This is a genomic window from Bradyrhizobium sp. AZCC 1588 (genome assembly GCF_036924735.1).
Taxonomy (GTDB): Bacteria; Pseudomonadota; Alphaproteobacteria; order Rhizobiales; family Xanthobacteraceae; genus Bradyrhizobium.
The window spans coordinates 6,264,598-6,288,531 of record NZ_JAZHSC010000001.1; the positions used below are offsets into that span (position 1 = coordinate 6,264,598).

At 64.3% G+C, this 23,934-nt stretch carries 22 protein-coding genes and 2 pseudogenes; 14 read left to right on the forward strand and 10 right to left on the reverse strand.

What is annotated here, in order from left to right; translation table 11 throughout:
• Positions 1-182: 182 nt before the first annotated feature.
• The 7 genes from lepB (at position 183) to V1277_RS29140 (ending at position 7,652) form a co-directional block, all read left to right on the forward strand.
• A complete protein-coding gene (lepB, locus tag V1277_RS29110; RefSeq protein ID WP_057845708.1) occupies positions 183-941 on the forward strand; it encodes a signal peptidase I in 759 nt (252 codons plus the stop codon).
• Positions 938-1,750: a ribonuclease III gene (gene rnc, locus V1277_RS29115; protein ID WP_065747027.1), complete on the forward strand. Its 813-nt coding sequence runs from the start codon at positions 938-940 to the stop codon at positions 1,748-1,750. The genes lepB and rnc overlap by 4 nt, the downstream gene beginning before the upstream one ends.
• Positions 1,740-2,666 carry a GTPase Era gene (era, locus tag V1277_RS29120; protein ID WP_334419244.1) on the forward strand — a complete coding sequence of 309 codons (927 nt, stop codon included), beginning with the start codon at positions 1,740-1,742 and terminating at the stop codon, positions 2,664-2,666. The genes rnc and era overlap by 11 nt, the downstream gene beginning before the upstream one ends.
• A gap of 122 nt (positions 2,667-2,788) precedes the next feature.
• Positions 2,789-3,169, forward strand: a complete 381-nt coding sequence (locus V1277_RS29125; protein WP_334374949.1) for a hypothetical protein — start codon at positions 2,789-2,791, stop codon at positions 3,167-3,169.
• Between the two features lie 176 nt (positions 3,170-3,345).
• Positions 3,346-4,098 (forward strand): DNA repair protein RecO, encoded by a 753-nt coding sequence (gene recO / locus V1277_RS29130; protein WP_334419245.1) that lies wholly within the window; start codon positions 3,346-3,348, stop codon positions 4,096-4,098.
• Between the two features lie 193 nt (positions 4,099-4,291).
• A complete protein-coding gene (parC, locus tag V1277_RS29135) occupies positions 4,292-6,547 on the forward strand; it encodes a DNA topoisomerase IV subunit A (protein WP_334419246.1) in 2,256 nt (751 codons plus the stop codon).
• A 169-nt stretch (positions 6,548-6,716) separates the two neighbouring features.
• Positions 6,717-7,652, forward strand: a complete 936-nt coding sequence (locus V1277_RS29140; RefSeq protein WP_334419247.1) for a cation diffusion facilitator family transporter — start codon at positions 6,717-6,719, stop codon at positions 7,650-7,652.
• 105 nt (positions 7,653-7,757) lie between these two features.
• On the opposite strand, the gene chrA is transcribed toward V1277_RS29140, so the two are convergent.
• Together chrA and V1277_RS29150 are read right to left on the reverse strand one after the other, a co-directional pair.
• The gene (chrA, locus tag V1277_RS29145; RefSeq protein WP_442894535.1) at positions 7,758-9,149 is read right to left on the reverse strand and encodes a chromate efflux transporter; all 1,392 of its coding nucleotides are present in this window, start codon (positions 9,147-9,149) and stop codon (positions 7,758-7,760) included.
• Between the two features lie 11 nt (positions 9,150-9,160).
• A complete protein-coding gene (locus V1277_RS29150; protein ID WP_334419249.1) occupies positions 9,161-9,979 on the reverse strand; it encodes a chromate resistance protein ChrB domain-containing protein in 819 nt (272 codons plus the stop codon).
• A 345-nt stretch (positions 9,980-10,324) separates the two neighbouring features.
• Here V1277_RS29150 and V1277_RS29155 point away from each other — a divergent pair, with 345 nt between their 5' ends.
• Positions 10,325-11,554 (forward strand): MFS transporter, encoded by a 1,230-nt coding sequence (locus tag V1277_RS29155; protein ID WP_334419250.1) that lies wholly within the window; start codon positions 10,325-10,327, stop codon positions 11,552-11,554.
• A gap of 49 nt (positions 11,555-11,603) precedes the next feature.
• Here V1277_RS29155 and V1277_RS29160 read toward each other — a convergent pair whose 3' ends face one another.
• From V1277_RS29160 to V1277_RS29170, 3 genes are all read right to left on the reverse strand, one after another.
• Positions 11,604-11,858 carry a hypothetical protein gene (locus tag V1277_RS29160; RefSeq protein ID WP_334419251.1) on the reverse strand — a complete coding sequence of 85 codons (255 nt, stop codon included), beginning with the start codon at positions 11,856-11,858 and terminating at the stop codon, positions 11,604-11,606.
• Positions 11,859-12,152: 294 nt separating this feature from the next.
• Positions 12,153-13,043 (reverse strand): DUF1259 domain-containing protein, encoded by an 891-nt coding sequence (locus V1277_RS29165; RefSeq protein WP_334419252.1) that lies wholly within the window; start codon positions 13,041-13,043, stop codon positions 12,153-12,155.
• A 305-nt stretch (positions 13,044-13,348) separates the two neighbouring features.
• Positions 13,349-14,080 (reverse strand): sulfite exporter TauE/SafE family protein, encoded by a 732-nt coding sequence (locus V1277_RS29170; RefSeq protein WP_334419253.1) that lies wholly within the window; start codon positions 14,078-14,080, stop codon positions 13,349-13,351.
• A gap of 265 nt (positions 14,081-14,345) precedes the next feature.
• Here V1277_RS29170 and V1277_RS29175 point away from each other — a divergent pair, with 265 nt between their 5' ends.
• Positions 14,346-15,224, forward strand: a complete 879-nt coding sequence (locus tag V1277_RS29175; RefSeq protein ID WP_334419254.1) for a DMT family transporter — start codon at positions 14,346-14,348, stop codon at positions 15,222-15,224.
• 39 nt (positions 15,225-15,263) lie between these two features.
• Here V1277_RS29175 and V1277_RS29180 read toward each other — a convergent pair whose 3' ends face one another.
• The 4 genes and pseudogenes from V1277_RS29180 to V1277_RS29195 form a co-directional block, all read right to left on the reverse strand.
• Positions 15,264-16,415: an MFS transporter gene (locus V1277_RS29180; RefSeq protein WP_334419255.1), complete on the reverse strand. Its 1,152-nt coding sequence runs from the start codon at positions 16,413-16,415 to the stop codon at positions 15,264-15,266.
• Positions 16,412-17,578, reverse strand: coding sequence for an MFS transporter (locus tag V1277_RS29185; protein ID WP_334420486.1), 1,167 nt, complete (start codon positions 17,576-17,578; stop codon positions 16,412-16,414). The genes V1277_RS29180 and V1277_RS29185 overlap by 4 nt, the downstream gene beginning before the upstream one ends.
• A 45-nt stretch (positions 17,579-17,623) precedes the next feature.
• The gene (locus V1277_RS29190) at positions 17,624-18,994 is read right to left on the reverse strand and encodes an NAD(P)-binding domain-containing protein (RefSeq protein WP_334419256.1); all 1,371 of its coding nucleotides are present in this window, start codon (positions 18,992-18,994) and stop codon (positions 17,624-17,626) included.
• A 100-nt stretch (positions 18,995-19,094) separates the two neighbouring features.
• Positions 19,095-19,394 (reverse strand): annotated as a pseudogene (locus V1277_RS29195) (ArsR/SmtB family transcription factor); the annotation flags it as partial.
• A 124-nt stretch (positions 19,395-19,518) separates the two neighbouring features.
• Here V1277_RS29195 and V1277_RS29200 point away from each other — a divergent pair.
• The 5 genes and pseudogenes from V1277_RS29200 to V1277_RS29220 all read left to right on the forward strand — a co-directional run bounded on the left by V1277_RS29200 (position 19,519) and on the right by V1277_RS29220 (position 22,561).
• Complete coding sequence (locus tag V1277_RS29200) at positions 19,519-19,881, forward strand: ArsR/SmtB family transcription factor (protein WP_334374965.1); 363 nt, start codon at positions 19,519-19,521, stop codon at positions 19,879-19,881.
• Positions 19,874-19,963: pseudogene (locus tag V1277_RS29205) on the forward strand (arsenate reductase/protein-tyrosine-phosphatase family protein); the annotation flags it as partial. The gene V1277_RS29200 and the pseudogene V1277_RS29205, both read left to right, overlap by 8 nt.
• A 41-nt stretch (positions 19,964-20,004) precedes the next feature.
• Complete coding sequence (locus V1277_RS29210; RefSeq protein ID WP_334419257.1) at positions 20,005-20,703, forward strand: MIP/aquaporin family protein; 699 nt, start codon at positions 20,005-20,007, stop codon at positions 20,701-20,703.
• Positions 20,700-21,107 carry an arsenate reductase (glutaredoxin) gene (gene arsC / locus V1277_RS29215; RefSeq protein WP_334419258.1) on the forward strand — a complete coding sequence of 136 codons (408 nt, stop codon included), beginning with the start codon at positions 20,700-20,702 and terminating at the stop codon, positions 21,105-21,107. Before V1277_RS29210 ends, arsC begins: the two co-directional genes overlap by 4 nt.
• Before the next feature lie 194 nt (positions 21,108-21,301).
• On the forward strand, positions 21,302-22,561 hold the full coding sequence (locus V1277_RS29220) for an adenylate/guanylate cyclase domain-containing protein (protein WP_334419259.1): 1,260 nt from the start codon (positions 21,302-21,304) through the stop codon (positions 22,559-22,561).
• Here V1277_RS29220 and V1277_RS29225 read toward each other — a convergent pair.
• Positions 22,558-23,772: a multidrug effflux MFS transporter gene (locus tag V1277_RS29225; RefSeq protein WP_334419260.1), complete on the reverse strand. Its 1,215-nt coding sequence runs from the start codon at positions 23,770-23,772 to the stop codon at positions 22,558-22,560. The genes V1277_RS29220 and V1277_RS29225 overlap by 4 nt on opposite strands.
• Positions 23,773-23,934 lie beyond the last annotated feature (162 nt).

The window sequence follows — 23,934 nt, forward strand, 5'->3', positions numbered from 1 at the left end:
ACAACCGTCTAAAAACGCCGCCAACGACCTGTTCTAGCCAGGGCCGATTCCGGTTACCGTCGGAATTGGCTCTCAACATCAGTTATCTAGACCATTTTCCTGACGCGAACGTATCTGGCGATTCGCGTGCGGAAAACGTTCTGCCACCGTGCGGGCTGGGGCCCGCGGGAATTGGGAAAGCGATGAGCGTGACATCCGGCACAAAATCTGAAAGCGGCTTGGGTGAAACCATCCGCGTCGTCATCCATGCTCTCCTGATCGCGCTCGTGATCCGCACCTTCCTGTTCCAGCCGTTCAACATCCCCTCGGGATCGATGAAGGCGACGCTCCTGGTCGGCGATTACCTGTTCGTCTCGAAGTATTCCTACGGCTACAGCCACTATTCCATTCCATTGTCGCCGCCACTGTTCTCGGGCCGCATCTTCGGCTCGGAGCCGAACCGCGGCGACATCGTCGTGTTCCGCCTGCCGAAGGACGACTCCACCGATTACATCAAGCGCGTGATCGGCTTGCCGGGCGACCGCATCCAGATGCGGGAAGGGCTGCTCCACATCAACGACAAGCCGGTCAAGCGCGAGCGGCTTTCCGACTTCATCGGCGAGGACCCCTGCGGCTCCGACGCCACCGCGCGCGTCAAGCGCTGGAAGGAAACGTTGCCGAACGGCGTCAGTTATGAATCGCTCGATTGCGTCGACAACGGTTTCTACGACAACACCAACGTCTATACCGTGCCCCCCGGCCACTTCTTCATGATGGGCGACAACCGCGACAACTCCACCGATAGCCGCGTGCTGTCGGCGGTGGGCTACGTGCCGTTCGAAAACATCGTCGGCCGGGCGCAGATGATCTTCTTCTCCATTGCCGAGGGCGAACACGCCTGGATGTTCTGGCGCTGGCCGACTGCGGTGCGCTGGAATCGCCTATTCACAATTGTGCGATGAACGACGAAACAGCGACCATTCCTGACACATCGGCCTCCGGCGAGCCGGGCCAGCAGGCGGATGCGCCCCGCGAAGCTGCGCCGAAGAAGAAGCGCGGCAAGGCCGGCGCGAAGGCTGCGGCTGCCGCGATCGAGGGGCGCATCGGCTACAAATTTTCCGATCCGGCGCTGCTGACGACCGCCTTTACCCATGTCTCGGCCTTGAAGCCCGCGACCCGACATCGCGCCGACAGTTATCAGCGGCTGGAATTCCTCGGCGACCACGTACTCGGGCTGATTATCTCCGACATGCTGTATCGCGCCTATCCGAGGGCGGACGAAGGCGAATTGTCCAAACGTCTCGCCGATCTCGTGCGCAAGGAAAGCTGTGCCGATGTCGCCAAGTCGCTGGGGCTGCTCGACGACATCAAGCTCGGCGCGGTGGGTGCAGGGGCGGGCGCGCGCCTGCGCAAATCCGTTCTCGGCGATATCTGCGAGGCGGTGATCGGGGCGATCTATCTCGACGGCGGCTATGCGGCGGCGTCGCAATTCGTCGAGCGCAACTGGCTGGAGCGGATGCGCAAACCGCGCCGGCCGCTGCGCGATCCCAAGACGGTGCTGCAGGAATGGGCCCAGAGCAAGGGCTTGCCGACGCCGGTCTATCGCGAGATCGAGCGCACCGGGCCGCACCACGACCCGCAGTTCCGCGTCGCTGTCGACTTGCCGGGACTGGCGCCCGCCGAAGGCGTCGGCGGCTCCAAGCGCGCAGCCGAGAAGGTCGCAGCCTCCGTGATGATCGAACGCGAAGGCGTCGGCAGCAATGACAGTTGAACCCGCAGCCGGCGTGTCTGGCGAGACCCGCTGCGGTTTCGTCGCGCTGATCGGCGCTCCCAATGTCGGCAAGTCCACCCTTGTCAATGCACTGGTCGGCTCCAAGGTCACCATCGTCTCGCGCAAGGTGCAGACGACGCGCGCGCTGATCCGCGGTATCGTGGTCGAGGACAATGCGCAGATCATTCTGGTCGACACGCCTGGCATCTTCTTGCCGAAGCGCCGGCTGGACCGGGCCATGGTATCGACCGCCTGGAGCGGGGCTCACGATGCCGACCTGGTCTGCGTGCTGCTCGACGCCAAGGCCGGAATCGATGAGGAGGCCGATGCGATCCTGAACAAGCTCGCGACGGTTGCGCATCCGAAAATCCTGGTGCTGAACAAGATCGACTTGATCCCGCGCGAAAAACTGCTGGCGCTGGCGCAGGCCGCCAATGAGCGGATGAAATTCGCGCACACCTTCATGATCTCGGCACTGTCGGGCGACGGTGTCGCCGACCTGCGCAAGACGCTCGCGAAGAGCGTGCCGCCGGGTCCGTTTCATTATCCCGAGGACCAGATGTCGGATGCGCCGCTGCGGCATCTGGCGGCGGAAATCACCCGGGAAAAGATCTACCGCCAGCTCCACCAGGAACTGCCGTATCAATCGACCGTTGAGACCGATAGCTGGACCGAGCGCAAGGACAAGTCGGTCCGGATCGAACAGACGATCTTTGTCGAGCGCGAGAGCCAGCGCAAGATCGTGCTCGGCAAGGGCGGCGCCACCATCAAGTCGATCGGCGCGGAGTCGCGGAAGGAGATCGCCGAAATTGTCGGCGTGCCCGTGCACTTGTTCCTGTTCGTCAAGGTGCGCGAGAACTGGGGCGACGATCCCGACCGCTACAGGGAAATGGGACTGGAATTCCCCAAGGAATAGTGAGGGCTCGTTGAGCTTCGGCGGACAAGTCGTCGCTTTGCTCCCTTGCGCAAACGCTCTGCGTTTGTCGCAGGCAATGACGGGGCTAGAACATGACCCACCAATTACCAAGAACGAGCCCGATGACCCTACCGAGAAACGTGCTGTGGTTTGAGGTTTTGCTGTATCTGTCGCTGACGCTGGATGCGGTGTCGATAGCGTTCCAGGACCGCACGCCGACCCCGAAGATGACGGAGCAGATGATCAGCACCGGAACGCTGATGGCGGCCGGCCTGATCCTGCTGTTGGTCTATCTCGTCCGGCTCGCAGCCGAGCACCGCAAGAACTGGCCACGCTGGGTGCTGGTGGCGGCGCTGGTGCTGTCGGTGATCTCGCTTGCGCAAATGATCGGCGAGAAGGGCATTCAGTTCCACAGCGGCATCGAAGTGATCTCCTGCGCGCTGACTGCGGCGGGCCTGTATTTTTCCTTCACCGGCGATGCGGTCGGCTGGTTCAACGCGTGATGTTCTCTCGTGTCCCGGACGCGGTGCAGCGCGAAGCGGTGCACCGCAGAGCCGGGACCCACGAGACTGCGGGTGGGCGCCCCGGCTCAGCGAAGCAGCACTGCGTGCTGCATCGCGTCCGGGGAACGCGAGGGCGGAAGCTGCGCCTAACCGCAAGATCCTGTAAACTCCCGCCCATGGAATGGACCGACGAAGGCATCGTGCTGGGCGTACGGCGGCATGGCGAATCCTCCGCCATCGTCGAACTGCTGACGCGCGAGCATGGCCGTCATCTCGGCCTGGTGCGCGGCGGTGCTTCCTCGCGGATGCGGCCGCTGCTGCAGCCCGGCAACAGCGTCACCGCGGTGTGGCGGGCGCGGCTCGACGAGCATCTCGGTACCTACGCCATCGAGGGCACGCGGCTGCGCGCCGCGACCCTGCTGGCGTCCTCGCATGCGGTCTATGGCGTCACCCATCTGGCCGCACTGGCGCGGTTATTGCCGGAACGTGACCCGCATGCGGACATCTACGAGATGCTCGACCGCACCCTGGACGACTTCGACGACGCAGGCGGCGCGGCGGCGCACCTGATCCGGTTCGAGCTCGCGATGCTCGCCGAACTCGGCTTCGGCCTCGATCTGGAAAACTGTGCCGCGACCGGCGCGACCTCCGACCTGATCTACGTCTCGCCGAAATCCGGCGGCGCCGTCTCGCGGGAGGCCGGCGAGCCCTATCGGGATCGCCTGCTGCGGCTGCCGGCCTTCCTGCGCGAAGGCGAGGGCGGGGCCAACAGTTGGTCGGACCAGGACCTGCAGGACGGCTTTCGCCTGACCGGCCTGTTCCTGCTCCGCCACGTGCTGGAGCCGCGCGGGCAGGGCCATTCCGACGCCCGGGACGGGTTCATCAACGCGGTGACGCGGCACCGGGCGCGAATCAGTTCGTCGGCCTAAACCCGCTACAGTAACCCGTCGTCCCTGCGAACGCAGGGACCCATACGCCGCAGCGGTCGTTGGTGCCGGGCTGTGAGTCTTTTTTCCAATAAATGCCTGTGGTTATAGGCCCCTGCGTTCGCAGGGGCGACGTCAGAAAATTCCATTCGGTATACGTCTTGCCGGATTTATCAGCAGAGTCTAACCCCTCCCCATGGGAAAACGACAGCTACCGCCGGAAGAACCGGCTGAAATCCACGAGGTCATGCTGCGCGATGCGCTGGAAGAGCGCTATCTCGCCTACGCGCTCTCGACCATCATGCATCGCGCCTTGCCGGACGCCCGCGACGGGCTGAAGCCGGTGCACCGGCGCATCCTCTACGGCATGCGCCTGCTTAGGCTCGACCCCGGCACCCCGTTCAAGAAATCGGCAAAAATCGTCGGCGACGTGATGGGCTCGTTCCATCCGCATGGCGACCAGGCGATCTACGACGCCATGGTGCGTCTCGCCCAGGACTTCGCCTCGCGCTACCCGCTGGTCGACGGCCAGGGCAATTTCGGCAATATCGACGGCGATAACCCGGCCGCCTACCGCTACACCGAAGCGCGCATGACCGAGGTCGCGCGGCTGCTCTTGGACGGCATCGACGAGGACGGCGTCGAGTTCCGCGCCAATTACGACGGCCAGAGCAAGGAACCGGTCGTTCTGCCCGGCGGCTTCCCGAACCTGCTCGCCAACGGCGCGCAGGGCATTGCGGTCGGCATGGCCACCTCGATCCCGCCGCACAATGTCGCCGAGCTCTGCGACGCGGCGCTGCACCTGATCGACAAGCCTGAGGCGAAGTCGAAGTCGCTGATGAAATGGGTCAAGGGCCCGGACTTCCCGACCGGTGGCATCATCGTCGATTCCAAGGAAAGCATTACCGAAGCCTACATGACGGGGCGCGGCTCGTTCCGTACCCGCGCCAAATGGACCCAGGAAGAGGGCGCGCGCGGCACCTGGGTCGTGGTCATCACCGAGATCCCGTGGCTGGTGCAGAAATCCCGGTTGGTCGAGAAGATCGCCGAACTGCTCAACGAGAAGAAGCTGCCGCTGGTTGGCGACGTCAGGGATGAATCGGCCGAGGACATTCGCCTCGTGATCGAGCCGAAATCCCGCGCGGTCGACCCGGCGCTGATGATGGAATCGCTGTTCCGGCTCACCGAGCTCGAGAGCAAGATCTCGCTGAACCTCAATGTGCTGATCAAGGGCAAGATCCCCAAGGTGGTGGGGCTTGCCGAGTGCCTGCGCGAATGGCTCGACCATCTGCGCGATGTGCTGGTGCGCCGCTCCAACTACCGCAAGACCCAGATCGAGAACCGCCTCGAAATACTTGGCGGCTACCTGATCGCCTATCTGAACATCGACAAGGTGATCAAGATCATCCGTACCGAGGACGAGCCGAAGCCGGCGCTGATCAAGGCGTTCAAGCTGACGGAAGTCCAAGCCGACGCCATCCTCAACATGCGGCTGCGCTCCTTGCGGAAGCTCGAGGAGTTCGAAATCCGCACCGAGGACAAGAACCTTCGCAACGAATTGAAGGGCATCAAGTCGCTGCTCGGGTCCGAAGCCGAGCAATGGTCCAAGGTCGGCGAACAGGTTCGGAAGGTGCGCGACATCTTTGGGCCGAAGACACCGCTCGGCAAGCGCCGCACGCAATTCGCCGACGCGCCCGAGCATGATCTCGCCGCGATCGAGGAAGCCTTTGTCGAGCGCGAGCCGGTGACGGTCGTGATTTCCGAAAAGGGCTGGGTGCGTACACTGAAGGGCCATGTCGAGGATATCTCGGGCCTTGCCTTCAAGACCGACGACAAACTCGACCACACCTTCTTCGCCGAGACCACGTCGAAGCTCCTGCTCTTCGCCACCAACGGCAAATTCTATTCGCTCGACGTGGCGAAGCTTCCTGGCGGACGCGGCCATGGCGAACCGATCCGCATGTTCATCGACCTCGAGCAGGACGCCGCGATCGTCTCGCTGTTCGTCAACAAGGGTGAGCGCAAGTTCCTGATCGCGAGCAGCGAGGGGCAGGGTTTTGTGGTCAAGGAAGAGGATTGCGTCAGCAATACCCGCAAGGGCAAGCAGGTGCTCAACGTCACCATGCCGAACGAGGCCTGCGCGATCGCAACCGTGCAAGGCGATACCGTGGCTGCGATCGGCACCAACCACAAGATGGTGCTGTTCCCGCTCGACCAGGTGCCGGAGATGGCGCGCGGCCGCGGCGTGCGCCTGCAGAAATACTCCAGCGCCAAGCTGTCAGACGTCGCGGTGTTCGAGTTCAAGGCCGGGCTGACGTGGAAGGATTCGGCCGGCCGCGAGCAGAGCATGAGCGCCAAGGAACTGGCCGACTGGCGCGGCAACCGCGCCGACGCCGGCCGCCTCGCGCACGGCCTGCCGAAGTCGAACAAGTTTTTGCGCGGCGTGGAGTAGGCTCAAAGTAGGGTGGGCAAAGGCGCGCGAAGCGCCGTGCCCACCATCTATCAGCACCTTCCTCGCGAATGGTGGGCACGCTTCGCTTTGCCCACCCTACAAATCGGCCTGTAATAGTATTCGACAATCCGCGCGCTATATAAGTCGCCGTCGAACCAGACGAGGCGGAATGGTGCACGATCACGCTCACCACAATCACTCCCATTCCCACGGTCACGCGGGCCACAGCCATGCGCCGAATAATTTTGGCTGGGCGTTCGCCATCGGCGCTACGCTCAATACAGCGTTCGTCATTGCGGAGCTGATCTTCGGCTACGCCGCCAATTCGCTGGCGCTGATTTCCGACGCCGTCCACAATCTCTCCGACGTGATTGCGCTTCTCCTGGCGTGGGGCGCGGCGTGGCTTGCGCAGAAGCAGCCAACGCAGCGGCATACTTACGGGTATCGCCGCGCCTCGATCCTGGCGGCGCTGTTCAATGCCGGCCTGCTGCTGGTTGCGGTCGGCGGCATCGTCGTCGAGGCGGTCAATCGCTTTTATGCCCCGGCGCCGGTCGCGGGCATGACCGTCATCCTGGTCGCGGCCCTCGGCGTCGCGATCAACGGTGGCACCGCACTGTTATTCATGCGTGGTCGCCATGGCGACCTCAACATTCGCGGCGCCTACCTACACATGGCAGCCGATGCCGGCGTCTCGTTCGGCGTGGTGGTCGCCGCCGTCATCATCATGCTGACCGGCTGGCTGTGGCTCGATCCCGCGATCAGCCTTGTCATTGCGGCTGTGGTGTTCTGGAGCGGATGGGGTCTGGCCCGCGACAGCGTCAATCTCGTGCTCGACGGCGTGCCGCGCGGCATCGAGCTTTCCGATGTGAAGGATTACCTCGGCGGGCTGGACGGCGTCGTTGAGGTACACGACCTCCACGTCTGGGCCATGAGCACCAACGAGACCGCGCTGACGGCGCATCTGGTGCGCCCCAGCGGCAGCGACGATGCTTTCCTGCATCAGGTGTGCGAGGAGCTGTCGCAGCGTTTCAACATCCATCACAGCACGTTGCAGATCGAAGTCGATGCCGAGATCTGCAGGCTGGCGCCGGCGGAGCGGGTGTAGGGAATGTAGGATGGGTGGAGCGAAGCGATACCCATCAATTATTCCCGCAACCGCCGATGATGGGTATCGCTGCGCTCCACCCATCCTACGACATGACGGCTGCGCTCAAGCCCACCCCACAAACCGTAACGCCACGCCCGCCGCGCAGGACCCCGCCAGCACCCAGAGCATGCCGACGTTGAGCCGGAAGATCGCGGTTGCTGCGGCCGCCGCCAGCACGAAAGCTGCGGTATCGAGACTTCCCCATACTGGCATGTCGAACGACAGCCCGAACGAACGTACCGGCGTGGTCTGCAGGAACAGCGTGTGCAACCCGAACCAGATCGAGAGGTTCAGGATCACGCCGACCACGGCGGCGGTGATCGCGGAGAGCGCGCCCGCAAGCCCCTTGTTGCCGCGTAGCGTCTCGATGTAGGGCGCGCCGAGGAATATCCAGAGAAAGCAGGGGATGAAGGTGACCCAGGTCGCCAGCAGTCCGCCAAGCGTCGCTGCAACCATCGGCGATAACGTGCCGGGATCGCGATAGGCCGCCATGAAGCCGACGAACTGCAGCACCATGATCAGCGGCCCCGGCGTCGTCTCGGCCATGCCGAGGCCGTCGAGCATCTCGCGCGGCTGCAGCCAGTGATAATGCTCGACCGCCTGCTGGGCGACGTAGGCCAGCACCGCATAGGCGCCCCCGAACGTCACCAGCGCCATCTTGGAAAAGAACAGCGCGATCTGACTGAACACGTTGGCCTGCCCAAGCCCGATCATCAGCGCTGCGACCGGTACCACCCACAGCAACAGCCACACCGAGCTGACGCGCAGCGCGCGTGCCACGCTGGGGCGGACATGGTCGGGTAGTTCCTCACCGAGCAGGCTGTCAACCGCTGCCGACTTCTTTCCGCCGCCACCGTGTTCGATCGCGGCGAATTCCGGCCGGCCGCTGCGCGCGCCGAAATAGCCGATCACGCCGGCTGCGATGATGATGATCGGGAAGGGAACGTTGAAAAAGAATATCGCGACAAAAGCTATTGCCGCGAGCGCGATCATCACCCGGTTGCGCAACGCGCGCTTGCCGACGCGGACGACCGCGTGGACCACGATCGCAAGAACTGCAGCCTTCAGCCCGAAGAACAGCGCCTCGATGAAGCCAACATTGCCATAGGCTGCGTAAATATAGCTCAAGCCCATGATGGCGATGATGCCGGGCAGGATGAACAGCCCGCCCGCCATGATGCCGCCGGCGGTCCGGTGCAACAGCCAGCCGATATAGGTCGCAAGCTGCTGCGCCTCCGGGCCCGGCAACAGCATGCAGTAGTTCAGCGCGTGCAAAAACCGGCTCTCGGAGATCCAGTTCTTTTCCTCGACCAGGATGCGGTGCATCACCGCGATCTGCCCGGCCGGGCCGCCAAAACTCAGTATGGCGACCCGCAGCCAGACCCGGAAGGCCTCACCGAAGCTGATGCCGTGACCGGCTTCCCGGCTGGCATCGGCTTCGGCCACCTTGTTCATCGTCGCATCCATTACGATTTCGCCTTATTGGTCGGCCAATTGTGGGTCTCGCCGGTCGCGTCGCGGCACCAGCGGTAGAATGCGTCGTAGAGCGTCATGCCGGCTTCGAGCTGTTCGAGATCGTCGTCGAACATCCGCGACAGGCCGAGCGAGGCGGCGAGCAGTCCGGGCACTTCCGGCGACAGATCGAGCCGCCCGGTGTCGGCGCCGCGAACCATCGCCGCCAGCCGCAGCAAGGCCGGCGTCGCCAGGCCAAATTCCTCGATCATCACGTCAAACGTGCAGAGTTCACCACGGTGGCTCCAGAACACGTTCTCGACGTCGAAGGGGGCGGCGTTGAAGCGCTCGCCGACGGCGAGCACTTCAGGTGGCGTGACAAAGAGAAATACCGCGTTGGGATCGACAAACCTGCGGATCAGCCATGGGCACGCGATGCGGTCGATCTTTGGCCGCGCACGGGTGACCCAGACGGTGCGACCCTGCGCGTCGCGTGCCGGGAGTTTTGCCGCCGGCACCAGCGGCAGTTTGGCGGCCTTCCAGCCTTCGAAACCGCCTTCCAGCGCTTCGGCCGAGACGTGGAGATGGCGCAGCCAGGCTGCGGTGCCTTGCGCCAGTTTCTGGCCGCGCAGGCAGACGACAATCGCCGAGCGGCCGGAAAACTCTTCGCCCCAATCGGCGGCTTCCTCGTGGTTGCGCCTGACGGCGCCGGGAATCAGCCGCTGATCGGCGGCGAAATCCTCGTCGGTACGAACATCGATCAAGGCAGGCGTGTTCGCCGTGCCGATCAATTTTGAAAGCTTGTCGGGAGATATCGTGGTGTAGGATGACATGGCTGCGCCCTCGTCAAAAGAAACGGGACGCGATACTTGGGCATGTCGCCTCATGGGGAGATCGCAACATCCCCAAGCGCGGAATTAAGCGCGGCCCTGTTCGGCTGTCAATGGTTGTCAACGGTGCGTTGGATGGGTGGAGCGAAGCGATACCCATCAAAGTTCCCTCAATCCGCCGATGATGGGTATCGCTGCGCTCCACCCATCCTACGAGAGGCGCTTGCGCCACGTCGGTTTCGGTCCTAGCCTGCCCCACCGGGGACAAAGCAGGCTCCCCGTCAGACGGTCCGCCGTCCAAGCTCTGCGCACACTCGATTACGTCGAGGATGGCGCATGGACGCTCGGATGACCGATATCGCGACCGAACCAAAACCCTCCGCCGCAAGCGCGCTGATCAAGCTGCTGTATGTCGCGCGCGGCCTGCGCGGCTTCGGCGACGGTTTTGCCGTCATCATCCTGCCGGCCTACATGACCGCGCTCGGCCATGACGCGATCGCCGTCGGCATCGTCGCGACCGCCTCGCTTCTGGGCACGGCGCTGCTGACGCTGATCACTGGCTGGATCGCGCCACGCCATGACCTGCGGCCGCTGCTGATCGCGGGCGCTTGCCTGATGGTGGCGACCGGCATCGCTTTTCCCGCCGTAGAGCATTTTGTTCTGATCGCGTTGGTCGCCTTCATCGGCACCATCAACGCCTCCGGCGGCGATCTCGGCGTGCTGGTGCCGCTCGAGCATGCGGTGCTGGCGCACAGCGCCACCGACGACCGCCGCACGCAGGTGTTCGCGCGCTACAGCCTGATCGGCGCGCTCTGCACCGCGGTCGGCTCGCTTGCGGCCTCGCTGCCGGACCTCCTTGTAGCGGGCGGCAGCACGAAACTCGCCGCATTCCGCCTGATGTTCTACGCCTATGCCGCGCTCGGCATCGCCTGCGCGGCGCTTTATCGCTACGTCCCGCACGCCCGCGGCGAGCAGAGGGCGCCGCAGGCGCCGCTCGGACCCTCGCGCGGCACCGTCTACAAGCTCGCGGCGCTGTTCAGCGTCGACGCCTTCGCCGGCGGCTTCGTCGCCCAATCCCTGCTAGTGCTGTGGCTATTCGAGCGTTTCGACCTCTCGCTATCGGCGGCCGGATTGTTCTTCTTCTGGTCGAGCACGCTGAGCGCCTTCTCCTATCCGGTTGCCGCCTGGATCGCCAAGCGCATCGGCCTCGTCAACACTATGGTTTTCACGCATATCCCTTCCAGCATCTTCCTGATCCTGGCGGCGTTCTCGCCGAATCTATACGTCGCGCTCGGACTGTTGCTGCTGCGCTCGATGCTGTCGCAGATGGACGTGCCGACCCGCACCTCCTACGTGATGGCCGTGGTGACGCCGGCGGAACGCCCGGCAGCCGCCAGCGTCACGGCGGTACCGCGCAGCCTCGCCTCCGCCATCAGTCCGGCGATCTCGGGCGCGCTTTTGATGACGGCGTTTATCGGGCTGCCGCTGGTGGTTTGCGGCACGCTCAAGATCGCCTACGACCTCGCTTTGTTGTTCTCGTTCCGCCATATCAAGCCGCCGGAGGAGCAAGGGCGGTAGCGCGCTCTCACGCGATGCGGAGACCGGCGCGTCAACGCGATTCGCGGGACTACCAGGGCGATCGCCGCCCGTCGGGCAGGGGGTCCATCACGCGTCGCTCATCCCGGACATGCGACCATTGCGCCAGCTTGATCTCCGGCGTTTCGGGCGTGTTGCTCCCTTCCGAGTCAAAGGCGAGTTTCTGGCTTGCCTGCACCTGGTATTTGGCAGCTTGCGCCAGCCAATACCATTTCTTGTCGGGTTCGCTCAGCGCGCGTTGGCGGCACTCGGCTTCCAATTCACGTAAGCGGATCGCTTCCTTCATAGCCACATCCAGAGCCTGGAGGCTCCAACCTGCCGGAGCCTCGAAACCACCGGAAACCGGGGTTCCGGTTAGCTTCTCATGACAAAAACTTCTTGACGGTAAGCTATGCTGGTTCGACGCAATTGATTGAAATTTAGGAACGGATTGACGCGATAGTTCGCGGATCTGGTTGGGTGCACCTGAAATCCGTTGCCGGATTGGTCGCGAATGCCCGCCTGCCGGCGCCGGCCTCGGCGCCGCCCTTGTTTTCGTTCCGCCACATCAAACCGCCGAAGGAGGCTTGACGGGCCGCGGTCAATGCTGCGCGACGGCCGTCTTGTCGAGCGCGGCGCGAACGTTGCGCGCCAGCTTCAGGGCGTCGTCGTTGGCCCAGAAATGAACGAAGAACATCCGTGGCTCTTCCGCGAGCATGTGGCTATGGATCGCAGTGACCTCGATGTCGCCGGCACGCAGCGCCCGGATCAGGGGATTGACCTCGTTGCCGGTTACGAGGAAATCGCCTGTTATGGCAGCCTTGCCGCCACCGGTCGACTGAAAGTTGATGGCGTTGGCGCCGCCGAGCGGAGTGTTGACCTGCATTCCGCCTTCCTTGGCGGGATCACGCCTCGGAATGCCGTATTGGTAGACACCGCCATTCGCCGTGCCCTTGGCGCCCATCGCCTCGTCGAGCTTTGCGGTGTCGAGATCAACCGCAGGCGCAGCGGTGGCGGTGGTGGCCGGTGGACCGAACGGCGTCTTGCTTTCCGAAGAAAGCGCGGTGCGGATCGCGGTCGCCATTTTCTCGGGATCGCCATGCCCGGCCACATGCATGTAGAAGGTCGCGGGGGAGGCGCGGAGAACGTGATTGTGGATGGCCGTGATATCCAACCCGCTGTCCAGCAGCTTCGTCATAACGGGGGTAATCTCTGTATCGAGCAGAACTAGGTCGCCCATCAGCATGGCCTCTCCGTGCATTGGAGCAAAGGCGACCCAGCCACCGAGTGCCAATGCTGGCTTGATCGCGATGCCGTCCAGCGTGACGTGCAGATCGGATCGCGGCAGCCCGTAACGATGCACTTCACCGCTTACCGTCGCGGTCTTGCCGAGGGCAGCATCCACCTTCTTCCAGTCGATGGCATCGGCGCGGGCGGCATGCGACAGCAGCAGTGCGGCGCCGAGCACGAGTAATGTGAGGGGGTGTTTCATGGCATTCTCCTTCTTGCACGAGCTCCAAACGTTCGGCCGAACAGCGGGCGGTATCCCGCAATGCGTGATGCAGCGCGGCCGAGTGTCGGGATGTGGATGAGAGATTGTTTCGGACATGCGTATGCGCCTCCGGGAAACCGGGACGCGATACTTGGGCATGTCGCCTCGTGGGGGGATCGCAAAACCCCCATGGCCGTATTCAGCCACACTGACGCGGAGTGTCAACGCGGTCACGCGCTGACATCTGCAGACTCACGCTCAATTGACCGGACGCGATCGAGGCGTTTTTCGTTCCCCGGCTGCTATCAGATGATCAGCACCGCACCCGAGACCAGCAGCAATACCAGCACCACCTTCCGGAACGCGGCCTCATCCAGCCGGCCGTACAGCTTGAGCCCGGCCCAGGTGCCGGCGAACAAGGCTGGCAGTCCGATCAGGAACAACTTGATCGTGTCCTGCGTGATCGCGCCCCTGGCGCCGATCCACAGGGCGCTCATGGCGAAGATCGCAACCGCTACCGGCTGAAACACCGTGCGCTGCACGTCCTTCGGCCAGCCACGCAGGCCACACCATATCGTCACCAGAATTCCGGCAAGTCCGGTGATGCCGCCGAGCACGCCGTTGAGGAAACCGACGGCGGCGTCGGCTGCGGCGCCGTCCGCTTTCACCGCAGGGATAGCCGGTCGCAGCAGCGCGTAGAGGCTGTAGAGCACCAGGAAGGCGCCGACGCCCGCCCGCACATGGGCAGGGTTCGCCCAGGTCAGGACGCCGACGCCGACGGGAACGCCGAGTGCGGCGCCGGCCACGAACGGCCACAGCCTTCGCCAGTTGAGCGCGCCGCGCAGCTTCCACACCGAATAGCCCTGCACGAGCAGCCCGAACGCGATGATCAGCGTCGCCGTTTGCAGCGGAGTGAGGATGTAGAGCCAGATCGCGGAGACGACGAGGCCGAAGGCGAAGCCGGAGAGACCTGCGACCAGTGCGCCGACGAAGGTCGCGAGAAGAAACAGCGGCAATTCGAGTGTCGTTCCATCCATGTGCCCGCTCCATACAAAAGCGAGCAGCGCTTGAATGGGATCGCCATTTAACGGGGAGGCTGCGATTTCCCCGCAAGCAGGCTAAGCCCGTCACGGCATCGCGCGCAAGACGAGAGAGCGGCATTTGCTGCTGACATTTGCCGCCATTTGCGTGCAGATCGCGCGGCACAAGACAGAAAGATTGATCCGAGCGCCGTCGAGCCTCGCGTGCGCGATTTCCCGCACCATATGATCGCGCGATAGATGCGGGCGACAGGGGGCGGCGTTGGGTGAATGGATCGGGGTGGCAATCGCGCTGGTCTCGAGCAGCCTCGGCGGCAGCGCCGCGGCGATCACGCGCTATCTTGCCGGCAACACCGATCCGATCACGCTTGCGATCCTGCGATGGGGGATCGGCTTCTGCTGCGTGCTGCCGGCGGCGCTGCTCATGAAGGCGCGATGGCCGAAGCGCGCGGACTGGCCCGCCGTCGCCGCCCTCGGCTTCTGCTTCTTCGGCGTGTTTTTCGTTCTCTACAATATTGCCATGACGTTCACGACCGCGGGGCGCGCCTCCCTCGCGCTGGCGACGCTGCCGCTGCACACCATGGTAGTTGGCGCGTTGCTCGGCATCGAGCCGCTGACGAAACGGAAGTCGATCGGGGTCTGCATCGCGGTGCTGGGTGTCGCCGCCGCACTCGCAACGGGATTGTCGGCCGCGCCGGCGGGCGCGTGGCGCGGCGAACTGATCATGACCGGCGCCGTTCTGTGCATGGCGTTCTACAATGTCTGGTCCCGGCCGTTCATCCAGCGGTCCAGCGCGCTCGGTTTCCTCACCGTGGGCATGGGCACCGGCGCAGCGGCGCTGATCCTAGTCGGATCGTTGACCGGCAGCATCGCATCGCTCGGCCAGTTCGGAACACCGCAATGGATCGCGGGGCTGTATCTCGGCGTCGTCGGTGGCGCGCTCGCCTTCATTCTGTGGGTGCTGGCGCTGGAGCGGGCGTCGCCGACGCGCGTGGCCAACACCATGACCGTCAACCCGGTTGCCGCCGGGCTACTTGCCACCCAGCTCGTCGGCGAGCCGATCACGCTCAACCTCATTGTCGGGCTGGTCGCCGTGTTTGCGGGCATATGGATCGCGACGTCGGAGATCAGGAAGCCGTAGGCTCGCAAACCTGGCCCCACATGCCATCCAGGCCCTAACTCACGGCTTCGGCGATCCCTTGCGCAGCAGAAACAGTGCCAGCAGCGCCGAGATGCTGAGTGCCGAGGATACGATCAGCACCCGCGCGCCCATGACCTCGATCAATAGGCCGAACAGTAGCGGGGCTGCAGCCTGCGCCATCCGCGCCGGTGCGCCGATGATGCCGAGGCGATAGCCGTAATTCTCCGGGCCGAAAATCGCGAGTGGCAGAGTGCCGCGCGCAATGGTCAGGATGCCGTTGCCGGAGCCGTGGAACAGCGCGAACACGCTGGCCGCGCCGCCGCCGGCCAGGCCGAGGATGGCGGCGCCGATTGGGTGGGTGATGCAGGCAAGCTTGGTCGAGACCAGCGGATGGTAGCGGCTGAGAAAGCCCGCCTCGAAGATCCGCGCGGCCACCTGCGCCGGGCCGATCAGCGCGCCGGCGAATACCGCCTGCGCGGTGGTCGCGCCGGCCGCTTCCATAATGCGCGGCAGATGCGCCGCCATCGCACCGGTGACGGTCCAGGCGGCGGCAAACACGAAGGCGAGCACGATCATGGTCCGGTCGATCGGGATATGCGGCTTGACGGCCGAAGCCACGGCCGCCTTCGCGCCTTTCACGGCCGGCAGCATCAGGAGGTTGAGCGGCAGGCCGATCAGGATGTGCGCCGCCGCCCAGGCGAAGCAGGTGTTGCGCCAGCCGATGGTTTCCAGCCCCCACGCGGACAGCGGCCATCCGACGGTCGAGGCAAATCCGGCGAGCAGCGTGATGCCGGTGATCGAACGGCGTGCGGCATCACCATAGATGCGGCCGAGCGCGGCGAAGGCGGCATCGTAGAGGCCGGCGCCCATGCCGACGCCGAGCAGCAGCCAGGCGATGACGAGCATGGGGATGGATGATGTGAAGCCGAGCAGCGCCAGCCCGGCCGCCAGCACCAGATTGGATAGCGACAGCATGGAGCGGCCGCCGACCAGGTCGATCTGCCGTCCGACACGCGGGCCTATCAGGGCCGAAATCACCAGCGAGGCCGAGAAAGCCGTAAATATCCAGGTCGAGGATATGCCGAGATCGCGCGCGATGGGGTCAGCGAGGATCGCCGGCAGATAGTAGCTCGAAGCCCAGGCCAGGGTCTGTGTCGTGCCGAGGGCGAGAATGATGGGAAGCTGGTTCACTGGACCGTTTCTCTTCTTGACCACAGCAGCGCCAGCGGTCCGAGCAGGATGCCCGCTGCCAGCACTGCGAACGCCGCCATCCAGGCCGATGCATTTTGCGGCCCGCCGGTCGCATCCAGCGCGACACCCACCGCCCAGGCACCAAGCGCGGACAGGCTGAAGCCGACGGTGGAATGCATGGCCATGGTTGCTCCGCGATAGCTGGGCTCCGCGGCCATCGACATGCCCGAAGTCAACGCGCCAGAATCGGCGGGTACGGTGATGGCATAAACGAGTATCAAGGGCAGCAGCAGCCATGGTGACTTGTCGGCGAGCACGCCGATCAGAAGCGCCACGGTGCCGGAAGCGAGCATGACCGCCGTGATGGCCCGGTGGCGGCCGAATCGGAGCGCGAATTCATTGCCCAAAATGCTCGCGGGCATGGCGAGCAGGGAGAACGCCACGCTCACCACCACCGGCGTCAGGATCGATGCATCGGAATGCCTCGCGGCGACAAAAGTCCAGAACGCAACGATCCACGTCCGGATGCCGTAGAGCTCGAAGCAATGCGCGCCGTAGCCGAGCACGAAGCCCATGGCTTTGCGGTTCTGGAACACCGGGGCGAAATCGAGCAAGTGACCAGATGCCGGTCTGGGTTCGACCGGACGCAGCAGAAAGCAGACGGTGAGCATCACCAGCGGCCCGGCCGCGGTGACAAAAAAGGCACTCCGCCAGCCCCAGGCTTCTGCCACGAGCTGTGAAACCAGGAACGACAAGCCGACGCCGAACGAGAAGCTCGACGTATAGAGCGTGATAGCGCGGGATGAGTCGCCCGGCGCGAGGCGGTCCGTCAGCGCCTTGAGGCCGGGCATGTAAGCGCCGGCGAAGCCGATGCCGGCGATGGCGTTGAAGAGGGCGCCCGACCACAGGCCGGTGGCAAAGGCACCGAACGAGAGCGTGCCGAGCGCGCTCACCGCCGAGCCGGCGATCAGAATTTTGCGCGCGTCGATGCGGTCGGTCAGCGTCGCCAGCACCGGCACGGTCAGCATGTAGCCGGCGGCGCCCGAGCCTGCCAGCAGGCCTGCCTGCGCGCCGCTCAAGTGCCATTGCGGAATCAGGAATGCGGCAAGGATGGAAGGTACGACGACGTGCGGGAGCAGGCTGCCGAGCTGCCCCACGCACATCGCAACGATGACGGATCGGCCTTCCAGCGAAATTCTATTCACTCCTCATGCCGAGGACGCGCAACCACATCCCGATTTGCCTTGTTGCTTTGCTTTTTCATCCGCGACGCAACATGCGTCAACATCCGATATTGCGGGGCCGCCACAGCAATTGCCGGCATCTGGCGCGAGCGAGCGGCTGCAGACGCCGGTCTCGGGCAGCACCAGTTCGACCCGCTCTGCGGCAGCTCGGTCGCCGGCGATGTCGGCCGCTATCGAGCGCACCTGTTCGTACCCGGTAAGCATCAGGAAGGTCGGCGCGCGGCCGTAAGCTTTCATACCGGCGAAATAGAAGCCCGGCTCGTCCTGCGCCAGTTCGCGGGCGCCGTGCGGCCGTACCGTGCCGCAGCTATGCTCGTTCGGATCGATCAGCGGCGCCAGCGCGATCGGACATTCGATCGCAGGATCGAGCCGGATGCGCAACTCGCGCACGAAATCGAGATCGGGACGGAAACCCGTCGCGACGATCAGTTCATCGACCACGGCCTGCCGGGCGCTGCAGCCGGACAGGGCGCCGACGACGAGGCGAGGGCCGTCGGCCACGAGATGCGAAACGCGAAATTCGCTTTCGACCTTGATGCTGCCTGCCGTCACCAACGCGGCAAAGGCCGCGCCCAATTCACCGCGAGCCACCAGCTTGTCGTTCGCGCCGCCGCCGAAAGCCTTTGCCGGATCGCTGCCGCGCAGTAGCCAGATCGGCCGGGTGCCCGGCGCCTGTTCCGCAAGCTTCGCCAGATCGATCAGCGTGCCGATCGCCGAATGTCCCGCGCCCAGCACCGCGACGGTCTTGCCGGCATAGCGCGTGCGTTCCTTGCCTAGGACGTCCGGCATCCCATAGGCGATCTTGTCGGAGGCATCAGTCTCGCCGATGGCGGAAAGGCCGTTCGCGCCTGCCGGGTTCGGCGTATGCCAGGTGCCGGAAGCGTCGATGATCGCATCGGCCTTGACGACTTTCGGACCTTGTCCGTTCTGGTAGCGAATTTCGAACGGCGCCTTTTCCCTGCCTTTCGACTTCATCTTGTCGAAGCCGGCCCGGCTGATCGCGGTGACGCGGCTTGAAGTGCGGATGTGGGGCTCGAGCGCCGAGTGGGCCGCAAGCGGTTCGAGATAATGCTCGACCATTTCCACGCCGGTCGGATAGTGATCCGGTTCGGGAGAATTCCATCCCGTTGCCGCCAGCAGCCGCGCCGCCGCCTTGTCGACATTGTATTCCCAGGGCGAGAACAGTTGCACGTGGCCCCACTGCCGCATGGCGTGGCCGACCTTGTCGCCGGATTCCAGCACGATCGGCTGCAGCCCGCGCTCCAGCACATGGGCCGCGGCGGCAAGGCCGACCGGACCGGCTCCGATGATCGCGACAGTTCTGGTTTCACTCATGGCGTTCTCCCATAAAACTAGAAATATCGAAATAGCGGTCGAAAAGTCGGCGCGCTAAGCCGCGGTCTTGGTATTGCGCGGTCTTGGTATTGATCTTGGCGTCGGCGGTTTCGGCGCTTTCCGTGCAGCATTCGGCGACCAGAAAACCCACCAGCTCCCGCATCACTTCGTAGTTGGCGTGGCAGATCAGCGTGGTCGCATCGCGCACCTGGGTGACGAGGCCGACCACCACCAGCGCCTTGATATGGTGGGAGAGGGTCGAGGGCGCGATTTTTAATTTCTCCTGCAGGCGGCCGACGGCGAGTCCGGCGCCGCCGGCGCGGATCAGCGCACGATAGATCTTGAGCCGGGTCGGATTACCCAGCGCTTCCAGATGGGCGGCGGCGTCATCGAGTTTCATGACTGCACGATGACATGGATATCACGGCCTGTCAACGGTATTTCCAGAACTATCGAAATAGCGAGCGCCTGCAGCTGCAACAGTTAAAGTTGACACTCCCCGATCTATCGATAAGTCTGGATATATGGAATCCGAACAAGCCATTCTGGCGCTGGCGGCGCTGGCGCAATCGACCCGGCTCGACGTGTTTCGGCTATTGGCGAAACACGAGCCGGAGGGATTGCCTGCAGGTGACATCGCCAAGGCGCTCGCCGTACCGCAGAACACCATGTCGTCGCATCTGGCGATCTTGTCGCGTGCGGGGCTGGTGACAGCGCGCCGCTTCAGCCGCTCGATTGTCTACCGCGCCGATCTGAAGGCCTTTCAGTCCGTCGTGCTGTTCATGCTCAGGGATTGTTGCGACGGGCGGCCCGAAATCTGTGGTCCATTGATCGAAGACCTCACGCCTGGCTGCACCCCGAAGCCGAGGAGGAAAGCGCATGCCTGAACGCATCTACAATGTACTCTTCCTGTGCACCGGAAACACCGCCCGTTCGATCCTGGCGGAATCGATCCTGCGCAAGGACGGCCGCAGCGACGGCTCGACGTCCGGCCATGAGAAGGCGAGCTGATGTCCGAATTCGATCTGCCACGCCGGCTCGCCGCCGAAGCGCTCGGGACGGCACTGTTGGTCGCCACCGTGGTCGGCTCCGGGATCATGGCCGAGACCTTGACCAAGGACGTCGCACTCGCGTTGCTCGGCAATACGTTGCCGACCGGTGCCATCCTGGTCGTCCTCATCACCATTCTCGGTCCCATTTCCGGGGCCCATTTCAATCCGGCGGTATCGCTGGTTTTTGCGCTCAAGCGCGAGCTGACGCCGCGCGAGGCGCTGCTCTACGTCGCTGCGCAAATCTCCGGCGGGATTGCCGGAACCATGCTGGCGCATGCGATGTTCGCGCTGCCGCTGCTCGATGCCTCGCTGAAAATGCGAACCGGCGGTGCGCAATGGCTCGCCGAAGCCGTCGCCGCCTTCGGCCTGGTCGCAACCATCCTCGCTGGTATCAAGTTCAACCGCGCCGCGGTGCCATGGCTGGTCGGCCTCTACATCACGGCGGCTTACTGGTTCACGGCGTCGACGTCGTTCGCCAATCCCGCCGTTGCCATTGCGCGCTCGCTGACCAATACGTTTTCGGGCATTCGCCCCACAGATCTTCCGGGTTTCATCGCGGCGGAAACCTGCGGCGCCATCATCGCGTTGATCTTCATGAGTTGGCTGCTTCGTGAAAGCGACAAGGCGCGCGCAACGTTGAAGGAGGCGCAACCATGAGCGTTACGATCTATCACAATCCCGCCTGCGGCACCTCGCGCAACACGCTGGCGATGATCCGGCAGAGCGGCGAAGAGCCCGAGGTGATCGAGTATCTGAAGACGCCGCCGAGCCGCGCCCGGCTGGTCGAACTGATTGCCGCGCTCGGAATTTCGCCGCGCGAGCTGTTGCGCGAAAAAGGCACGCCCTATGCCGAGCTCGGTCTGGCCGACCCGAAATGGAGCGACGACGAGCTGATCGATCTCATGCTGAAACATCCGATCCTGATCAATCGGCCGATCGTGGTGACGCCAAAGGGCGTCCGCTTGTGCCGGCCCTCGGAGCTCGTGCTCGATTTGCTCGACACCCCGGTCGAATCCTTCGTCAAGGAGGACGGCGAGGCGGTGACGCGCGCGACGTCGTAAGGCGCGCTTGTCCCGGACGCGGTGCAGCCTAGGCGATGCGAAGCATCGTCCGGCAACGCTGCTCCGCAGAGCCGGGACCCAAGCCGCAGAGCGTGGACCCCGGCTCAGCAGCGCATCGCTTCACGCTGCGCAGCGTCCGGGGAACGTGGGCCGCTAGCCTTTCACTCGTCACCATTGCACGGCATAATAGCCGCATGGAGCTCACCCCCCGTCTGCGGCTGATGAACTGGCTGGTCGGCCAGGGCCTCACCGCCCTGCCTCAAAACGACCTCATCCGCGGTTTCTGCGAACGCTGCTGTGCCGAGGGGCTTGGCATCTCGCGCGGCATGGTCTTCATCGATACGCTGCACCCGATTTTCGAAGGCCGCGGCTTTCGCTGGAACGACGCCGAGACCAACGAGAGCGACATGTTCGAATATGGCTCGACAAATGAGGGCGAAGCGGCGGAAGCCTGGCGCAGTTCGATCTTCTATCACATGCTTGAAAACGGCTTTTCGGAGTTGCCGATCGACCTCGCTGACGGCGGGACCCATAGGTTCAAGTTCGTGAACGAACTCGCCGAGAAGGGCCACAAGCATCTCGTGGCCTATGTGCACCAGTTCGGCGAGGCCGGCACCATGGGGCAGATGGACTGCGTCTATTCCTACTGGGTGACAAGGCGCGGCGATGGGTTTGGCGCGCAGGGGTTAGCGGCGCTCCGCGACCTCGTGCCGGTGCTGGGGCTGGCGATCAAATCCGCGGCGCAGGCTGACATCACCAAGACGCTGGGCCGGGTCTATCTCGGTCGCGACACCGCCGAGCAGGTGCTGCGCGGCCGCATCACGCGCGGCGTCACCGAGCGGATCAACACGGTGCTGTGGTTCTCCGACCTGCGCGGCTCGACGGCGATCAGCGAGAGCATCGATCCCGGCGAGATCATCCCGTTCCTCAACGATTATGCGCAGGCCTCGATCGACGCCATTCACGACGCCGGCGGCGAGGTGCTCAAGCTGATCGGCGACGGCGTGCTGGCGATGTTCACCCATGAGAACATGGCGAAGGCAAACCGCGCCGCGCTGCGCGCCGAACATCGTTTCCGGCGGAATATGAGAACGCTCAACGCCCGCCGGACGGCCGAGAACCGGCCGGTCACATCGGCCCATGTCGGACTGCATGTCGGCGAGGTCTTTTACGGCAATATCGGCAGCGACGACCGGCTAGACTTTACGGTGGTGGGACCTGCCGTCAACGAGGTCAGCCGCATCGCCTCGATGTGCCGCTCGGTCGACCGCGAATTGCTGATGTCGTCGGCGTTCCGCTCCGGTCTCGATGCGGCGGGGCGAAACTATCTGGTGTCGACCGGCCGCTACGCGCTGCGCGGCATCGGCCGCGCGCAGGATCTCTACACGCTCGATCCGGATATTACGGCGGACGAGGTGGTGGCGGGGAAGTACGAGCGGTATCTGGCGTCCTAACTTGGTCTCGCTCGCATCGTGTAGAGCGCCACGGCCGCAAGCGAGAACGCCGTCAGCACCACGCCGAGCGCGAACAGCGCGTTGGAGGAAATCGTCGCCGCGAGCCAGACGCCGACCGCGGCTGTCATCATCTGCGAGAAGCCGATGAGCGCTGATGCCGCGCCCGCTTTGTCGCCGAACGGGGACAGCGCCTGCGCCGTGCCTAACGGGCTGACGATGCCCATGCCGAGCAGGAACACGCTCATGGCCGCAAGAAACGGCAGAAAGGAGGGGGCGTATAGCGAGACGGGCAGCATCGCGAGGCTGCCGGCGGCGGCGACGAACAGTCCGCCTCGGATCGAACGATCGAGCCCATAGCGTGGCGCCAGCCGGGTCGCGAGCATACCGGCGGCGAACACGATCAGCACCGTGCCCGCAAAGAACAGGCCGAGTTGAATCGGCGTAAAATGCATGGCTTCGATCAGGACGCGGGGCGCCGCCGAGAAAATCGAGAACAGCGCGCCCAGGATCAGGCTGACGGTTGCCGCCGGCACCACGAAGCGGCGGTCGCGGAGCAGGGCGAGATACGTTTTTGCGATCGCCTGCGGATCGAGCGGGGTGCGTGTTGCGAGGTGGGTCTCGCCAAACGCCATGCCGTAGGCGAGGGCGCCGAGCCCGGCGAAAGCCGCGAGGAATGCGAATTCGGAGCGCCAGCCGAAAATGTGGTCGAGCGCGCCGCCCAGCAGCGGCGAGAAGCCGGGTGCTGCCGCCATCGCGATCATGATCAGCGCCATCGTGCGGGCAAGGGCTGCGCCGCAGAACAGGTCGCGGGCGATGGCGCGGGACAACACCGAGGTGGCGCAGGCGCCGGCCGCCTGGATGACACGGCCAATCAGCAGGCTCGGCAAATCATTGGCGAGGCCGCACCAGACGCTGCCGGCGAAGAAGATTGCAAATCCGGCCAGGACCGGCCCACGGCGGCCATAGCGGTCCGAAATCGGCCCGACCACGAGCTGGCCGATCGCGAACACCGCGAGGAAGACCGTGATCGCTGCGGTGACCGCCGCGCTCGTGACGTTGAGTGACGCCGCCATCTGCGGCAGCGACGGCAGCAGGATGTTGGTGGCGAGCGTTCCCGTGGCGGCTAGGCCTGCCAGGACGGCAATCTGCGGGACAGTGGAAGAAGCTTCCGAACGAGGGCCGGTGTCGATTGCTGCAGTCTTGTCGGCCATGAGGGTTCCTGCTTTTGTATGAAATGATATATATCATATAAAGCTGCATGGGAAAGCACCAATGGGCTCCGGGCAATTAGTGCGGAGCAGAAAGCGCCTAGAAGCTGACATTTGATTCAGTTAGGTCGCGGGGTGCTATATCGACCGTCAACAGTTTGTCGG

Coding starts and splice junctions, on each gene's coding strand:
- lepB (WP_057845708.1), top strand. CDS start 183: ATGAGCGTGACATCCGGCACAAAATCTGAAAGCGGCTTGGGTGAAACC.
- rnc (WP_065747027.1), top strand. CDS start 938: ATGAACGACGAAACAGCGACCATTCCTGACACATCGGCCTCCGGCGAG.
- era (WP_334419244.1), top strand. CDS start 1,740: ATGACAGTTGAACCCGCAGCCGGCGTGTCTGGCGAGACCCGCTGCGGT.
- V1277_RS29125 (WP_334374949.1), top strand. CDS start 2,789: ATGACCCTACCGAGAAACGTGCTGTGGTTTGAGGTTTTGCTGTATCTG.
- recO (WP_334419245.1), top strand. CDS start 3,346: ATGGAATGGACCGACGAAGGCATCGTGCTGGGCGTACGGCGGCATGGC.
- parC (WP_334419246.1), top strand. CDS start 4,292: ATGGGAAAACGACAGCTACCGCCGGAAGAACCGGCTGAAATCCACGAG.
- V1277_RS29140 (WP_334419247.1), top strand. CDS start 6,717: ATGGTGCACGATCACGCTCACCACAATCACTCCCATTCCCACGGTCAC.
- chrA (WP_442894535.1), bottom strand. CDS start 9,149: ATGAACAAGGTGGCCGAAGCCGATGCCAGCCGGGAAGCCGGTCACGGC.
- V1277_RS29150 (WP_334419249.1), bottom strand. CDS start 9,979: ATGTCATCCTACACCACGATATCTCCCGACAAGCTTTCAAAATTGATC.
- V1277_RS29155 (WP_334419250.1), top strand. CDS start 10,325: ATGACCGATATCGCGACCGAACCAAAACCCTCCGCCGCAAGCGCGCTG.
- V1277_RS29160 (WP_334419251.1), bottom strand. CDS start 11,858: ATGAAGGAAGCGATCCGCTTACGTGAATTGGAAGCCGAGTGCCGCCAA.
- V1277_RS29165 (WP_334419252.1), bottom strand. CDS start 13,043: ATGAAACACCCCCTCACATTACTCGTGCTCGGCGCCGCACTGCTGCTG.
- V1277_RS29170 (WP_334419253.1), bottom strand. CDS start 14,080: ATGGATGGAACGACACTCGAATTGCCGCTGTTTCTTCTCGCGACCTTC.
- V1277_RS29185 (WP_334420486.1), bottom strand. CDS start 17,578: ATGTGCGTGGGGCAGCTCGGCAGCCTGCTCCCGCACGTCGTCGTACCT.
- V1277_RS29190 (WP_334419256.1), bottom strand. CDS start 18,994: ATGAGTGAAACCAGAACTGTCGCGATCATCGGAGCCGGTCCGGTCGGC.
- V1277_RS29200 (WP_334374965.1), top strand. CDS start 19,519: ATGGAATCCGAACAAGCCATTCTGGCGCTGGCGGCGCTGGCGCAATCG.
- V1277_RS29210 (WP_334419257.1), top strand. CDS start 20,005: ATGTCCGAATTCGATCTGCCACGCCGGCTCGCCGCCGAAGCGCTCGGG.
- arsC (WP_334419258.1), top strand. CDS start 20,700: ATGAGCGTTACGATCTATCACAATCCCGCCTGCGGCACCTCGCGCAAC.
- V1277_RS29220 (WP_334419259.1), top strand. CDS start 21,302: ATGGAGCTCACCCCCCGTCTGCGGCTGATGAACTGGCTGGTCGGCCAG.
- V1277_RS29225 (WP_334419260.1), bottom strand. CDS start 23,772: ATGGCCGACAAGACTGCAGCAATCGACACCGGCCCTCGTTCGGAAGCT.